This window comes from Mastigocladopsis repens PCC 10914 (assembly GCF_000315565.1).
GTDB lineage: Bacteria > Cyanobacteriota > Cyanobacteriia > Cyanobacteriales > Nostocaceae > Mastigocladopsis > Mastigocladopsis repens.
This window is the reverse complement of sequence record NZ_JH992901.1, coordinates 1,660,336-1,675,449: the sequence shown is the minus strand read 5'-3', so window position 1 is coordinate 1,675,449 and position 15,114 is coordinate 1,660,336. Positions and strand designations below refer to the sequence as shown.

Genomic DNA, 15,114 nt, shown 5'->3' with positions numbered 1-15,114 from the left:
CCTAGGGTGTTGATTTGCAATGGGAATGTCATTAAGTTTGCACGACAATTGAAATTTAGGGGACAACAAACAAAGCAGTGAAGTATCGCTCAGTTCATGACTTCAGCAATTGATTAAATTGGTGCTTGCCTGATTGCTCAAGCTATATATCAACTACAAAAAGGAGAACAGGCTATGACAAGCAATTCTGTAAAAATTGATGCATCTGCCGCTGGCACTTTCCAACTGGGAGGAGATTTAAGCGTTAACCGCTTGGGTTACGGGGCAATGCGACTGACTGGACAGCCTGGTAATTTCGGCTCCTATTCTGACTGGGAAGGCGGAGAGAAACTGCTGCGCCGTGCGGTTGAATTGGGAGTAAACTTTATTGACACCGCAGAGGCTTACGGTCCTGGCTTTAATGAAGAACTGATTGCATCTGCCCTACATCCTTACAGACAGGGAGTAGTGATTGCTACCAAAGGCGGCATTATCAAAACTGCGCCAAATGATATTCAAGCAGATGGCAGACCGGAGAACTTGCGGCGTGGTTGTGAAGCAAGCTTACAAAGGCTCAAGGTTGAGCGGATTGACTTATATCAACTGCATCGCCCAGACCCAAAAGTGCCATTTGCAGAATCAGTAGGTATGCTGGCACAACTACAACAAGAAGGCAAAATTCGTCACATTGGATTGTCCAACGTGACCATTGAGCAAATCGAAGAAGCACGTCGCATCATGGCGATGCTCCCAGAGGGAGCCGCGCAAGGCACCATCGCCTCTGTGCAAAACCGATTGAACCTGGCAGAACGCCGCGGGGAAGAAGTGCTTGATTACTGCCTAAAACATGGAATTGCCTTCATTCCCTACGGTCCATTAGGGGCAAATCCGCTGAAACAAGGTGCGCCATTGGCTTCTGAAGAAGGAACGCTTGCAGAAATTGCTCGTAAGCGCAATCTCAAACCCAGTCAAATTGCATTGGCGTGGATGCTGCATCGTGCGCCCAATATCGTTGTCATTCCAGGAACCACAACCATTGCCCACCTTGAAGAAAATATAGCCGCTGCCTCAATTGCGCTGACACAACAAGAGATAGAAACGCTAAATCAAATCCAGGCTGCTTGAACTATAAACGCGATTCACTAGACTTTTTGCAAAAATCTGGTTAATAAATTTTGGAACCACAGATGCACACCGATTAACACAGATAATTCATCTGTGTTAATCAGTGTTAATCGGTGGTTTTTTTTCATAAAATTGACTTTTGCAAAAGGTTGACTCACTATCGGGGAAGGCAGAGGGGAAATTCAAAATGCAAAATTCAAAATTCAAAATTTTCTCTTAATTTTGAACTGAATTGCCCCTTGTCTCCTTCCAACTTCACTGAAGCGGTAGTTGTGGGTGTTCAGCTGAATATTTTGCTACCAACTGGGAAATTTCAGGGTTGTAGAGTCTTAGGTAATTCCAGTAGTTACCAAACACCTGACGCACGTAATTTTTAGTTTCATCAAAGGGAATTGATTCCACAAATTCATCTGGATCTTGCTTAGGCAAAGTAGGCAACCACTTGGAAACGTTACCAGGACCGGCATTGTAACTGGCAATTGCTAGCAGGGAGCTATTACCATACTGCTGATGGGTGTGATCCAGATACCAGGTTCCCACCATGATGTTGTCGTTAGGATTTTGTAAATCTATTTTTTTGCTGTCTAACTGAATTTGTGGGGCAATCCATTTGGCTGTATCTGGTAATACCTGCATTAAACCAACTGCACCAGCGTTAGAACGGATTTTTGGCTCAAACTGCGACTCCTGACGTATGAGGGCAGTGACGAGCAGGGGGTTTAGCTGACGTTTTTGGGACCACTTCTCAATCTGCTTAAGATAGGGGAAGGGATAACGAGCTTGCCAGTAGGTGATTTGTTTACTTAGAGTCTGAAATTCGGCTTGTTCTTGGGGCGTTTCTCGGTCTTCCAATTTGGAAATTTTATCAATTCCGATGATATTTTCTCCCTTTGCCTGCCGCATCAAACCCTCGGTAAATTCCTCTGCAACCGTTGGCTGCATTTTGTTCTGAAATTCTGTCTGCCATTGCAACCAAGCATCCCTGTCTTGACCGAGCAGATATAATTCCTTAAAAGTTTCAGAACCAGCGGTTGGTACTGGACGCTGCAATGGAACGACATCGGGGTTCATTTGGCGCACAGTGTTGAAATTGCCAACATTTAGTCCCAAAGTGACCGCTGCTCGCCACGAATAGTAAGAGTGGGGAAAATTGCTGATTGTATACTCGTAAGCCTGTTTAGCTTCCTGGTTTTTCCCCAGTTTCGTTGCCCACTTTCCCACCCAAAAGCTTGCTCTGGGAGCCAAAATACTGTTGGGGTTATTTTTGGGAATAGGTTCTGCCCATTGCCATGCAGCTTGATAATCTTTGGCTTTTGCCTTTTGTTGTGCCATTTTCCAGCGATACTCTGCCGCTTCCTCAGAGTTGCCGTACTTGGTGAGAAGTAACTTCAGAGCCTCAGTCGCTGCTTTTGGATCTTGAGCCTGAAGAATTTTGACTTTTTCTACCAGCGCTGTCCCTGCTTTGTCAGGAAAGTTACTAATAACCTGGTCAAGATAGGGAAGAGCGTCTTTGCGTAGTCTTGCCATTTCTGCTAAACGCATCAGAGCAGTGCCAGTTTCTTTTGCATCAGGAAATTCATTCACCTGTTGTTGATAGCTAGCAAGGGCTTCTGCTTGTTTTCCGCTGATTTGCAATCCCCGTGCAACGCGGTAGAGGTTACGGGGCGTCCGGGCGGCTTTGGCGTATGCTAAAGCCGCTTTAGTAAATTCACTATTTTCCCAGTAAGCTGTACCAATGATTTCCCACTCTTCGGGTTTCAGGCTAGGGTTGTTTGCCAGCTGATCCAATACGGGCACAATACCAGGTCGGTCATAGGCGTATTTTGCCAACACTAACTGTAATTGCGGCTGATTGGGATTTTCTTGCAATCGCTGACGAATAATTTCCCAAGTGAGGGGATTAGAGGGAAATTCAGCGATCGCTTTGTCCTGATGCTCGCTTTGCCCGATAAGATACAGCGCTTTAGCAGCAGCTGGTTGTTTGGAGTACTCTTTGAGCACTTTTTGCCTCAGATCCGAGGCTTTACCTTCTTGTCCTAAGATGTCCTGTGCCTGCGCTTGTTTTAGCAACACATAAGGCGCAAGGAGTGAGTAATCTTTTTCTAGTCCTTCTAGTAACTCGAGTGCAGGCTTCGCTTGTTTTCTTTCAATTAAGTCACTTGCTAAAAGATAACGAGCGCGATTTCGCTCTGCTAATTTTGACTCCTCCTTGAGCGCTTCTAGTTTTGCAGCGCGTTCTTGTGGGGATTTTGCCACCAAGGCAAAAACGGGTGATTTAGCTTTGCTTTCTTCCGAGAGCTGTTCAGGCTGATTGTTGCTCGGTTTAAGCCATTGCCCTACGGATTTTCCTATCTCGGGAGCTGACACGAATGCCCCTGCTAGAAAGGCACACAGTCCTGCTCCCGCAATTAGAGAAATATGCTTTGTTTGTAGCTTCTTCAGCATCGATTCCCGCTGAAAATTTCACATGAATTTCTTGCCACTTTAGCATCACTAGTGGTCAACGTCGCCAGTTTTAACTTTTGTATTTTTAATTTTTGGGGATCAATCATTAGATGTAACTTCAAAATCCTACTGAATAATCGACACTCTATAGGGGTAAGTCATATTTGTCATCATCCTAATAACATAGATCTAGTGCATTCAAAGTATCAGATCTAACTTTCTTTCATTTCTGATTATCTGTATATTTTGTAACTTAGATACAGCTTAGAAAAAAAGAGTAAAGTGCAAGATGCTTAATGTCTATTTGCTTCTCTATCCCTCTGATGGAGAATGCTGAGAAACCCCAGATAGCAATGACTTAATTTTTTTTCAAAAAAGTATTCTAGGCACATGAGCGAGTGATAGCCAAGTCCCAATTTTTGGCATTTTTGCATTATTTTTTGCACAATTATCTTTATTATCTCTAGGGTTGTCCTTGTTTTGTCTAAGTACAAATGACTCACAAGAAATCACAACCATAATGAGCAATATACAATTGAATAGCTGTCAGCTTACTACTATTCAATAGACATCTCCGGAAAATAAATAATTCCTGGTAAAATCATATACAAATGTATTTTTACCAAACTATTGTGGGTTCTCTATTTGAGCATATTCAACATCATCCTCTAGATGCACAGCGTTTAATTGGTCTCAAGTATGAGCAATTAGAGCAACTTTTAGAACAAGCGAGAGAGGTGCATAACCAAAAACAAGTATCATCTGAGTCTAAAAAGGTAAGAATTATTGCGGGTGGAGGAGGTCGCAGACCTAAACTGTCGTTGGAAGAGCAAATAATTTTAACTTTGACATATCTCAGACATTTAACAACATTTCAATTGCTGGGCATCCAATTTGGGGTAAGTGAGACAACTGCAAACGATACATTCAATTATTGGTTTCCAATTCTAGGAGAATTATTACCACCAAGCCTACTTGAGCAGGTAAAAAAAAACTCAAGTGACTACCAAGTTGTTCAAGAAATTTTAACCGAGTTTGAGCTAATAGTAGATAGCTATGAACAGCCAAGAGAGCGGCCTGGGGAATATGAAGAGCAAAAAGAATATTACTCTGGCAAAAAGAAAAACCATACTATGAAAAATCAAATTATCGTTTTACCTGAGGGGAAAGATATTATTGATGTAGTAGCAGGAAAACCAGGAACAAAAAGTGACATCAATTTATTTCGGGAACATCAAAAAGGATTTGACCCCAATCAGAGGTTTCATGGTGACAAAGCATACGCAGGAGAAGAATCAATCAAGACCCCAACGAAAAAGCCAAAAAAACAAGAATTAACTCCGGAACAAAAAGAACGAAATAAAGAATTGGCCAAGGAACGAATATTTGTTGAACATTTAATTCGTGTCGTGAAAATATTCCGAGTAGCCCAAGAACGGTTTCGGTTAAATCCTAATAAATATGAACAAATAATTATGACTATTTGTGGACTTGTAAGACTCCGACTTGGAACCTTAGTTTTCTCATCATAAAAGAGCGGAATAATTCTCAAGTACAATTCCTGTACATAGCCACTTATTTTTGCCCTCTTCTTAATAAGAAACATCTCAAACCCTTATTGTTACGTGTTGTCTAGCTCACTTTTGGAATTGGCGATTGCGCGAAGCGCAGTGCCCCTTGGGCAATCGCACGCTAAAAGTCACTTCGGCAAACAATTTGAGTATTTTCGGAGATGTCTAATGCTGTGCTAATTTGGGAGTCCGCCCCTTCAAGCCAATCATCAGTTTGAGAGCAAATGTTTTGACCACAGGTATTCTTTGCATCATCCATAACCCGAGACGACGAACTAGCACAACTGGCAAGATGTTATTAGAAAATATCCGGTCTAACAAATCGGTGAAACCTAAAATTGTCAGGTTCTCCCGCTTACGCCAGCGTTCGTAGCCTTTGAGGATTTGAATGTTGCCGATATCTTCACCTTGAGCATGGGCTTCTTGCAGCACTTGCGCCAAAGCAGCAACATCCCGAATGCCTAAATTTAAACCTTGTCCGCCTACAGGATGGCAATTATGGGCTGCATCTCCAACTAAAGCTAGTCGGGGGAGAACATAGCGATCGCTTTGCATGAGTTGTACTTGAAAAACAAAGCGATCGCCCAGTAATTCCAACTTGCCCATCTGATTGCCATAACGCGCTTGTAATTCTACCAAAAATTGCTCATCATCCAAGGCACATAAGGCTTTTGCTTCTTCATGAGGCGCAGTCCACACAATCCGGCAACGATTCCCAGGTAAAGGTAAAATCGCAAATGGACCACTTGACCAAAATTTTTCGTATGCTGTGTTGTTGTGGGATTTTTCTGGTTGGACGAAAGCAACAATACAAGACTGCCAATATTTCCAGCCATGGGTTTTAATTCCAGCAGCTTCACGGATACGGGAACGCGAACCATCTGCGGCTACCAGTAATTTAGTGTAAACCGTCTGCATCTGGTCTGTCACTTTGATATCCATTGTCACTGTGTCCTGTTGATACTGGATATTAACCACTTCGGCAGGACACAGATATGTCACATTGGGACAATTTTTGACAAATTCTTGCAAGGGATGCAACAGTGCTTGGTGTTCTGCTACGTAACCTAAATCTTGTGTGCCTATATCCCCGGTTTCCCATTCCACCACATTAGGATAATCAGCATCCGAAAGACGCACACGACGGTAAGTCTCAATGTTGGGCAATATTTTGTCCCAAACTCCTATTCCCTGATAAATCAGCGCCGAAAGCATATGCACGGCATAGGCTTGCCCTTTGGCTACTGCTGCTGATTCTACTTTTGCTTCCACCAGCAGCACACTTAACCCAGAATTTTTCAATGCGGAGGCTAGGGTTAAGCCAACAATCCCGCCGCCGACGATGACCAAATCATAATCGTATTCCCGCTTCTGTGTCGATGTTTGGGGAGGGTAAAGGGTTTGAGAAAGCTGCGCTTGCGCCATTGTTAAGAGAGATTACAACAATTTAATTATTATTGTGACGCAAGCAAGCTCTGGAGGGCAAGTTGTGAAGGAGAGTGGGGGAGTAGGGGAAGTAGGGGGAGATAGGAAAATAATTTTTGACTATTGACTACCTTCAAGCCATCGCAGCCATCAGTTGTTCTGCCATTTCAAAATTGGCAGTGACATTTTGCACATCATCTAAACCTTCTAGAGTATCAACTAACTTGAGAAGCGATCGCGCCTGATCTGGATCACTTACTTCTACACTATTGCTGGGAAGCCAGCGCAGTTCGGCATCACTCACCTTGAAGCCCTTTTCTTTCAGGGTTTGGCTCAGGTTTTCTAAATCAACTACTTCGGTCAACACCTCAGCAGTCTGGTCTTCAATCATCTCATAAGACTCAGCACCGCCTTCTAGGGATGCTTCTAAAAGCTGTTCTTCATCAACGACTCCCTCAACAGTACAAACACCTTTTTGGGAAAACATCCAGCTGACACAACCTGTCTCACCAAGATTACCACCGTTTTTACTAAAGGCAGCACGCAAGTCAGCAGCGGTACGATTGCGATTATCTGTCAAGGCTTCAACAAGGATAGCAACTCCTCCAGGACCATAACCTTCGTAACGAATGGCTTCTAAACTAGAGGACTCGCCTGTGAGTGTCCCTGCACCTTTGGCGATCGCCCTTTCTATATTTTCATTAGGAAGACCCGCCTCCTTTGCTTTTTCAATTGCTGTGCGAAGTTGAAAATTTCCTGCTGGATCTGGAACTCCACTTCTGGCTGCTACGATAATCGCACGCGACCATTGGGTGAAAGTCTTACCCTTTTTTGCATCAACTACCGCTTTTTGGCGTTTAATATTTGCCCATTTACTATGTCCTGCCATATTCGGAAATTATTAGTACTTATCTACTCACCAGCTACGGTATAGCCAGATTCTAGCTTTTGCATACTCATCTTTAAGTTTCGCAAAAAGTGGTAACTCAATGTTGAACCATAGATGCACACAGATGGAATCATTAGTGGTGAAGAATGAGATATAGGATAATTATTTCGCGTCTTTGCGTGAGATTCAAAAATAATTCAGATAGGACTGCTATAGCGGACTAATGAAATTCATCAAATTCCCTACCTACCGTTTCCTTAGAGCAAGGTTATTGATTTTACTTATAGTAGGCATCCTGACTTTGACTGGATGTCAGGCAATATCTCGGAGTACGAACCAAGATAAAATCATTCATCTAACCCTATGGCAGGGGGTCAATCCGCCACCAAATAGGGATGTGTTCCAAAAGCTGGTAGACCGATTTAATCAAACCCACCGCACTATCCAGGTGGAATCGCTTTATGTAGGACAACCAGACCAGCAAATGCCAAAAATTTTATCAGCGGTGGTAGGAAATGCGCCTCCCGATTTGTTGTGGTATAACCCAACAATTGGCGGTCAACTAGTGGAACTGAGTGCGCTGATACCTTTAGATGAAAGGTTGGCAACCTCACCAGTAAAAGACGAAATTGACCCTACTTTGTTTGAGTCAATGGAATATCAGGGTAAGATTTGGTCGGTACCTTTTGCAACAAATAATGTTGGTATTTATTACAGACCTAGTTTGTTTAAAGCAGCAGGAATTACTGAATTACCGCGAACTTGGGAAGAGTTGCGCCAAGTTGCTAAAAAATTGACTCGTGATACAAATGGTGACGGAAAAATAGACCAACATGGCATCTTTTTGCCTTTGGGGAAGGGAGAATTCTCCGTGTTTATCTGGTTACCGTTTATGTGGAGTGGCGGCGGCGAGTTGGTCAGTGGTCATGTACAGCAAGCAGCAGCCGTAAAATTAAAAGATAATAAAGGCGCTATTGCCGCTTTGCAATTCTGGCGCAATTTAATAACAGATGGTTCAGTGGTTTTATCGGGACCGGAACGAGGTTATGAGACAGATAATTTCATTGCTGGTAAGGTGGCAATGCAAATAACAGGTCCTTGGACACTTGGATATTTGCAACAAGATATTCCTAATGGAGATTTTGCTGTTTTTCCGATTCCCGTTGGTGAACGTCCTGCTACCAGCATTGGCGGTGAAAATCTGTTTCTATTTAAAACCACACCAGAACGGGAAAAAGCAGCATTTACTTTTGCTGAATATGTTTTGAGTGAGGAGTTTCAGACAGAATGGGCGTTGGGGACTGGCTACTTACCTGCAAACATGAAGTCGCGACAAAATGCGAAATATATAGAATATGTTAAGGAACAACCAGCAGTGAAAGTGTTTTTAGACCAGGCAATGTATGGGCGATCGCGTCCAATTTTTCCGGGTTATAATCGGATTTCAGAAAATATAGGGCGAGCGTTGGAATCTGTCATGCTGGGGAAAAGTTCGCCCGCACAAGCACTAACACAATCCCAGCAGCGCTTGGATTTGATTTTTAAATAGAGTTAAGACGATACTTCCTTAGTGTGCCTCAGGCATTACGACAGCCTCTACGTGTTTACGAAGCAACTCTGCTGTAGCGTGACCATTGTCCTGCACTTAGTACGTCACGGCGTAAATAGGGCAACCATTTAAAATCCCTAAAAAGCCTATTCCATAATACTTTTGACTTTTGACTTTTGACTTTTGACTTCCGCCTTGCGGTACTTAGTGCGTCAACAACTTCCTGATCTTCCCTGACAAACGACTATAAATTTTTATAACAGTTTTTTCAACCTGCCCTTTTCAGGTTGCCTGTCTATGTCATCATGGGAGATGAGAATTAATTCGGTGACAGTGTGTTTTTAGTATTTACAGACTTCTCTCCGAAATCTCAATCTCTACACACTTACGATTTTGGAGATAATGTATGTCACTTTATGTAGGTAACCTCTCTTACGAAGTAACACAAGAGGATCTGAATGCTGTTTTTTCAGAATATGGTACTGTAAAACGGATTCAGCTACCTACCGATCGTGAAACAGGTCGTCTACGCGGCTTTGGTTTTGTGGAAATGGGTTCAGATGCTGAAGAAGCAGCTGCCATTGAAGCGCTGGATGGGGCTGAGTGGATGGGTCGTGACCTTAAAGTGAATAAGGCTAGACCTCGGGAAGACAGAGGTTCGTTTAATGCTAAGCGAGGCAACAACAACTTCCGTAACCGCTACTAAGTTTCAAGAATTCAACTCTTTTGCTTCTCAAGCCTAGAGGCAAAAGCTATAAGAGCATTCGACTACTTTATTACAGTTCAAATAAGCCCCAATCCAGAACCCGGTTTCTTTAAGAAGCCGGGTTTCTGTTTCGTCCGCAACGTTTAACCGAACTATATCAATTGGTTATCAATTGGTTGCACTCTACTTTTTGCAGTTGTTTTAGGAATGTTGATTTGGGGAGAGGATAAAATTTGGCAATCTTACAAAAATAGCAAGCTTTAAGCATAAACCTTATGTACTGGAGTTTAGTGGGTCATGAAAATAAGTACACTTCAAGTAAGACGGAATTAACGAACTGAGGTCGGTTTTAGTAGGCGTGCTGAGAGCGTGTGTTTAGTGGGATCTGGGATATTGGCGGTAGTACCAACTGTCGCTCCTTTTGGGAAATTTCGTGGAGTAGCTTATTCCTACCTTAATGGTGTTGGAATGTGGGAGCTTGAGGGGACTTCTCAGGTTACACAATGGAGTTTCAAGCCGATTTCACTCCTAAGTGCATAAGTTAATTTCACTAACAACTAATAAGTCATAAGAAAAGGTTAAACGTCTTCAACAAGAGCCTAAATTAAAAAGTTTATTGCTGAAGATGGATAAAAACATAGCCAAAGAAAAATAGAACTCAATGGTTACTACATCAGATCAACAATCTATCTTTTGCGACCCCAACTATTCTGAACCTATCTGGAGTTATGACGATTCTAGCGGACCAGATAATTGGGCTGAGTTAAATCCAGATTATCAAAAATGTGACCAAGGTCAGAAACAATCTCCCATTAATATCAACACAAAAGAGATAGTGAGAACTCCATGGAATGGAACACTACAGTTTCAATATAGTTGCCCTGACCTCAAATTGAAGAATACTGGTCGCGAAATAGAAATTGAATGCTGTGACCGCAGTAACAAACTGGTGATAGCTCAGCAAGAGTACGAGTTGAAAGAGTTTCACTTCCACACCCCGTCAGAACACGCAGTCGATCTCCACGCTTATCCAGTAGAGATACATTTAGTCCACGAGAAAGTAGGCAACCCCAGTAAACTAGTTGTGGTAGCGGTTTTCATTAATCAGGGTGAAGAAAACTCTTTCTTAGAACTGATTGCTTCTAATTTACCTGAGCAACCAGGATGTGAGATAAAGGTGAGCAATAGTGACGTTAGTGTTTTGAATTTACTACCTAAAACTCACGGCTTATACTACTACTCTGGCTCATTGACTACACCTCCTTGTAGTGAAAATGTTCACTGGATTGTATTCAAAGAAACAGTTTTTGCATCTGTGTCACAAATTTCTCGGCTCAGTTCAGTTTTCCCATTTTTCAATACCAGACCAGTTCAACCCACCAATAGTCGTTTGGTGAGGTTAATAGTGAGCAATGAACAATCAGGTGACAACAATGGCAATTGAGATTAGACTGATTGATTGAGATTCTCACAGTCAATCGCTTGTTGGTCACAACTGACTTGTACCTGTTAGCCTCACTTTTGCAGGCTCCTTTCTTATAAGTTGGACTAGTGCGGTTGTCAGTTTCTCAAAATAACTTGGAAAGAATTGAGATATCCTGTCATCGTTTTATTTAAAGTTTTTTCCTGTTTTTTCGTCGTCATAACCATGACTTGATACAAGCGCCCTTCTGCAAAATACATCCTGTTTTTAGTGATTTTGCCACCAGGATTTATGTACTCAATCTCTCTCCCAGGGTGACCATTAGAACTCCGAATATTTCGTTGCTTTACTAAATAACTTTGTGTAGTTCTTAAAGCCATATTTTGTGCATTATTAAATATTTCTTGAGGAGTTACCATTTGCCCGTAACTATCAGGAAAGTCATTATATGTCACTAAATATGCCACGTCCTGCTTGGGAGGTTGAGCCACAAATATCTGTAATTGAATTTCTCCCATCTGGGTTTTTTGAATTTGAGTTTCTGTTTTTGGTATTCCTGGCATTAAAACAGTAAAGCGCTTGTCTGGAGGTGTGAAGACCTTCCATTTTGGCTGCACAGGTTGACTCACCTTTGGTTTGCTTTGAGAAACTCGGTTTTTGGCTGGACGTGCTTCGACTCCTGTAGAAACACTTAATACTAAAATGGCTGCCATCAGTGGCAGCAATCTTCTAATTGTCATAGTTTGTGATTTTATGATGCTGATATCATATGTACTGCTAGTTGTTATAACCTAGCAGCAGCGATCGCAGCACCTATTAGTCCCACTTCTTGATTGAGGATAATATGCACGGGTATGTCTTCGAGTAGCTGACGCATCCTGCCTTTTTGGGTAAAGTTGAGTAAGAATCTGTCTTCTTGAATCAAGGGCAGTATTTTAGGAGCAATTCCACCAGCAACATACAAACCGCCGTAGGGTAGAAGTTTCAGCGCAAGATTACCTGCTTCTGCACCGTAAGCTTCTACAAATAATTGCATCGTCTGTTCACACAGGCGATCGCTTTTTTGCAATGCAGCTTTACCAATCACAGCACCTGGATCAACGCTTTTTTCTTGCCTTCCCGCCTCTTGTTCCCAGCTTCTGACAACTTGGGCAATTTCTGGTGATTCAGCAGCAATTTTGCGTTCGCCGCTTGCGGCGCCGTGCAAAGCGCGATCGCGTAGAAATTGATAAATTGCGACAATTCCCATACCAGAAACCACCCGTTCCACAGAAACCCGTTGGATATCATGTTTATCCAATAAGTATTTCAAAAGCTGAAACTCTAACTCAGTACGAGGGGCAAAGTCAGCGTGTCCACCTTCAGAAGGGAAGACTTGATAGTTGTCTCCTTGCTTGATTAAAAATCCTTGCCCTAAGCCAGTACCAGCACCAAGAATGGCAATGGGGGCTTCGGGGTTGAGTTTCCCCGGTTGCAATGTCAGCACTTCTTGCTTGTCTAAACCCAAAACACCATAACCAACAGCGGCAAAATCATTGATGAGAGAAATTTGGGGGATACCCAATTCTTGTTGTAAACGTTCCGTATCAAGGAACCAAACTAAATTGGTCAACTTAGCGGTATTTTTCACCACTGGTCCTGCAATGGCAAAACAGGCTTTTTGTGGTGTCGATGTGTCAGCTTTTAACAAAAACTGTTGTACCATCGGCACCAAATCGAGAAAATCTCCACTACGATAGGTTGCCTCATAGACAGTGCGTAATAGAGGCTGATCTGATGCCTCAACTAGACGCAAAATGGTTTTCGTGCCGCCGATGTCTCCTGCCAATAGTAATGTCATGTGAGTTATTCTTAATTAAACCGAATGACTTCTTCGACTTGGGTTAAATGGGAAATATCTCCCTTTAGTTCTAGCAACCACTCAGGTTCTTGACGCACAACTTTTACTAAGCAACATAGATTTGCCTTCACTTGTGTTCTGGCAATCTCACCTACTAACCCTATTGTCGTTCCCAGTACGGATGCTCCGTGTCCCACTAAAAGAATATCCTCTGGAGAGAATTCTTTAGTCAAACATTGAGCAGTTTGCGCTGAACGTTCCAGCATTTGTTCGTAGGTTTCAGGGTATCTCGCAGCAATGCGCGAAGTGTAACTAATGTCAATTCTGGGAAATAATTCTGCTAAAGCTGGGGTTGAGAGTCGCTGTGGTTCTTCTGTCATCCAAGCAGGATTAAGCCATTCACTCAAGCCTGTTTCCAGTTTTATGGGCAAATCAAGAACTTCTGCTACGGCGATCGCAGTTTGTACTGTCCGCAGGAAGGGGGAAGCAAAAATGTGGGCAATGTTTTCTCCCTTGAGGCGGTTCGCCAACTGCTGCGCTTGCACCATACCATCTTCAGAAAGCGGTGGATCATAGCGTCGTTCTGCTGTGAGAAACCAATCAGGGTTGACGAAATCGAGGCGGTTAGCGTGTCTTGCGATCCAGACTATTTGACTCATTGTATGGTGGTTATATTTCCCGTAGGCTAAAGCCTGTGGCTATAGGTGGTACAAAGCCACGCCTGCGCGGGCTGTAATTTAAATAATATGACAGACTAGGTAATAATTCGTAATAGGGGAATTTATTTAGTATCTCTGTAGAGTATAGAAGTGAAGTGGCTCAACAAGAGTGTCATCAACGGTAAATAGCACAACAGCAAGCAGCAGGCATGACACACTGACTTAAGCGATATCGTCAACTTTTTGGTAAATAACCAGCAACTTAATAATTCTCTGATTCCTTGTTCTCTTCCTCTGTGTCTGCATCCTTCTCCCCTGTTGTTGCATCACCAGGCAAGGCACGGATACGATTCATCTGAGAAAGAGCATACTTTGCTGATGCTTGCACGTCGGCATCAGGATCTTGCACGGCATGAGATAACATTTGGCTAGTTTGAGCCATCATATCATAGACGCGGGTTAAGTCCCGGATGGCATTTTGTCGCACTTGTGGACTTTCATCTTGTAGTGAGACTGCCAAAGCGCGGTTCATTGGTTTGAGTGTACGTGTGCCAATTTCTGATATGGCAGCTAAAATCAAGCTGCGTTGCTGAGAATCTGCATCCATCATCAGGTCAACCAACGGTTGAATTGCCCGCGAGTCTCCTTTCTGACCTAAATCCCAAATCGCCTTGCGTCGCTGTGTTGGATCAGGGCTATGTAAGTCTTCAATCAGTTGGTCAATAATATTAACTTTAGCAAGGCGAGAAGTTGTTTCCATAGGTAACAATTGTGTTGAAGGTGATACTGTTGTTTCTTGTGGACTGATGACACCAGCACCATGAGAATGCACATCCTTCCCCGTGTGGAACTCTTCCATGGTTGGCGGAACTAAACTGGTATTCACCTGACTATAACTTTCTGGGTATTTTGCAACTTTTTTACCCTGATCAAGCCATTTCACCACATACAGCAATGCCCCAACACCTCCCAAAACACCAATACCCACAAGTGACCACCAAAGTATGCCTCTTTGAGGCTCTTTGTTGGTGGTATTTTCAGGGGTAGAACTAATAGCAAGGGAAGAAGTCTGTAACTTTTTGTTGATTGTTGTCTGAAGATTCTGCCTGGTGGTGGTACCAAAAATCCCGTCTACTGTCAAACCTTTTGCTTGTTGAAATTGAGTTACAGCAAGGCGTGTATCGATGCCAAAACGTCCATCTATCTCGCCATCATAGTATCCTAACTTTTTGAGTAGGGTTTGCAGAGACTTCACTTCTGCACCTGTGCTACCAAGTCTCAGAATGGATTGATTGGTAGTGTCCTTGGAACCGGCTTGAGCAAGTTCTAAATTTCTGAAAACTGGGTCAGGTGTAAGTGTGCTTGCTGGACGTTGGTCAAATCCTAAGCAAGCAAGGCAGGCAATGAAAACAATTGAGGAATAGCGTAGCCTCATATAGCAAGTCTCAGCCAGAACGTGCATTGGAAGCCATTGATACCACGATAACTGTAAAGTTTAGATAA

The 15,114-nt window shown here is 42.9% G+C and carries 12 protein-coding genes; 5 read left to right on the top strand and 7 right to left on the bottom strand.

Translation table 11 applies throughout. From position 1 onward, the window contains the following. The first annotated feature begins 174 nt into the window (after window positions 1-174). Window positions 175-1,104 (top strand): aldo/keto reductase, encoded by a 930-nt coding sequence (locus MAS10914_RS0109595; RefSeq protein WP_017315713.1) that lies wholly within the window; start codon window positions 175-177, stop codon window positions 1,102-1,104. A 255-nt stretch (window positions 1,105-1,359) separates the two neighbouring features. On the opposite strand, the gene MAS10914_RS0109590 is transcribed toward MAS10914_RS0109595, so the two are convergent. Beyond that, entirely contained in the window at window positions 1,360-3,549 is a 2,190-nt protein-coding gene (locus tag MAS10914_RS0109590) for a lytic transglycosylase domain-containing protein (RefSeq protein WP_017315712.1), read from the bottom strand. A gap of 611 nt (window positions 3,550-4,160) precedes the next feature. Between MAS10914_RS0109590 and MAS10914_RS0109585 the strand changes: the two genes are divergently transcribed. After that, a complete protein-coding gene (locus tag MAS10914_RS0109585; RefSeq protein WP_017314084.1) occupies window positions 4,161-5,081 on the top strand; it encodes an IS5/IS1182 family transposase in 921 nt (306 codons plus the stop codon). Between the two features lie 204 nt (window positions 5,082-5,285). Here MAS10914_RS0109585 and MAS10914_RS0109580 read toward each other — a convergent pair whose 3' ends face one another. Beyond that, window positions 5,286-6,545 (bottom strand): FAD-dependent hydroxylase, encoded by a 1,260-nt coding sequence (locus MAS10914_RS0109580; RefSeq protein WP_017315711.1) that lies wholly within the window; start codon window positions 6,543-6,545, stop codon window positions 5,286-5,288. A 133-nt stretch (window positions 6,546-6,678) separates the two neighbouring features. Beyond that, complete coding sequence (locus tag MAS10914_RS0109575) at window positions 6,679-7,434, bottom strand: YebC/PmpR family DNA-binding transcriptional regulator (protein WP_017315710.1); 756 nt, start codon at window positions 7,432-7,434, stop codon at window positions 6,679-6,681. A gap of 223 nt (window positions 7,435-7,657) precedes the next feature. On the opposite strand from MAS10914_RS0109575, the gene MAS10914_RS0109570 reads away from it, so the two are divergent. The 3 genes from MAS10914_RS0109570 (at window position 7,658) to MAS10914_RS29880 (ending at window position 11,133) form a co-directional block, all read left to right on the top strand. Next, window positions 7,658-8,983, top strand: a complete 1,326-nt coding sequence (locus MAS10914_RS0109570) for an ABC transporter substrate-binding protein (protein ID WP_017315709.1) — start codon at window positions 7,658-7,660, stop codon at window positions 8,981-8,983. 406 nt (window positions 8,984-9,389) lie between these two features. Next, a complete protein-coding gene (locus MAS10914_RS0109565) occupies window positions 9,390-9,689 on the top strand; it encodes an RNA recognition motif domain-containing protein (RefSeq protein ID WP_017315708.1) in 300 nt (99 codons plus the stop codon). Window positions 9,690-10,350: 661 nt separating this feature from the next. After that, a complete protein-coding gene (locus MAS10914_RS29880; protein WP_017315707.1) occupies window positions 10,351-11,133 on the top strand; it encodes a carbonic anhydrase in 783 nt (260 codons plus the stop codon). A gap of 116 nt (window positions 11,134-11,249) precedes the next feature. Here MAS10914_RS29880 and MAS10914_RS0109555 read toward each other — a convergent pair whose 3' ends face one another. From MAS10914_RS0109555 to MAS10914_RS0109540, 4 genes are all read right to left on the bottom strand, one after another. Beyond that, window positions 11,250-11,852: a hypothetical protein gene (locus tag MAS10914_RS0109555; protein WP_017315706.1), complete on the bottom strand. Its 603-nt coding sequence runs from the start codon at window positions 11,850-11,852 to the stop codon at window positions 11,250-11,252. A gap of 44 nt (window positions 11,853-11,896) precedes the next feature. Next, entirely contained in the window at window positions 11,897-12,952 is a 1,056-nt protein-coding gene (locus MAS10914_RS0109550) for a glucokinase (RefSeq protein WP_017315705.1), read from the bottom strand. 11 nt (window positions 12,953-12,963) lie between these two features. Next, window positions 12,964-13,611, bottom strand: coding sequence for a histidine phosphatase family protein (locus MAS10914_RS0109545; protein WP_017315704.1), 648 nt, complete (start codon window positions 13,609-13,611; stop codon window positions 12,964-12,966). Window positions 13,612-13,873: 262 nt separating this feature from the next. Beyond that, the gene (locus MAS10914_RS0109540; RefSeq protein ID WP_017315703.1) at window positions 13,874-15,046 is read right to left on the bottom strand and encodes a peptidoglycan-binding protein; all 1,173 of its coding nucleotides are present in this window, start codon (window positions 15,044-15,046) and stop codon (window positions 13,874-13,876) included. Between the last annotated feature and the right edge of the window lie 68 nt (window positions 15,047-15,114).

Excerpts from the sequence above, each read along its gene's own strand:
- MAS10914_RS0109595 (WP_017315713.1), top strand. The coding sequence starts at position 175 with ATGACAAGCAATTCTGTAAAAATTGATGCATCTGCCGCTGGCACTTTC.
- MAS10914_RS0109590 (WP_017315712.1), bottom strand. The coding sequence starts at position 3,549 with ATGCTGAAGAAGCTACAAACAAAGCATATTTCTCTAATTGCGGGAGCA.
- MAS10914_RS0109585 (WP_017314084.1), top strand. The coding sequence starts at position 4,161 with ATGTATTTTTACCAAACTATTGTGGGTTCTCTATTTGAGCATATTCAA.
- MAS10914_RS0109580 (WP_017315711.1), bottom strand. The coding sequence starts at position 6,545 with ATGGCGCAAGCGCAGCTTTCTCAAACCCTTTACCCTCCCCAAACATCG.
- MAS10914_RS0109575 (WP_017315710.1), bottom strand. The coding sequence starts at position 7,434 with ATGGCAGGACATAGTAAATGGGCAAATATTAAACGCCAAAAAGCGGTA.
- MAS10914_RS0109570 (WP_017315709.1), top strand. The coding sequence starts at position 7,658 with ATGAAATTCATCAAATTCCCTACCTACCGTTTCCTTAGAGCAAGGTTA.
- MAS10914_RS0109565 (WP_017315708.1), top strand. The coding sequence starts at position 9,390 with ATGTCACTTTATGTAGGTAACCTCTCTTACGAAGTAACACAAGAGGAT.
- MAS10914_RS29880 (WP_017315707.1), top strand. The coding sequence starts at position 10,351 with ATGGTTACTACATCAGATCAACAATCTATCTTTTGCGACCCCAACTAT.
- MAS10914_RS0109555 (WP_017315706.1), bottom strand. The coding sequence starts at position 11,852 with ATGACAATTAGAAGATTGCTGCCACTGATGGCAGCCATTTTAGTATTA.
- MAS10914_RS0109550 (WP_017315705.1), bottom strand. The coding sequence starts at position 12,952 with ATGACATTACTATTGGCAGGAGACATCGGCGGCACGAAAACCATTTTG.
- MAS10914_RS0109545 (WP_017315704.1), bottom strand. The coding sequence starts at position 13,611 with ATGAGTCAAATAGTCTGGATCGCAAGACACGCTAACCGCCTCGATTTC.
- MAS10914_RS0109540 (WP_017315703.1), bottom strand. The coding sequence starts at position 15,046 with ATGAGGCTACGCTATTCCTCAATTGTTTTCATTGCCTGCCTTGCTTGC.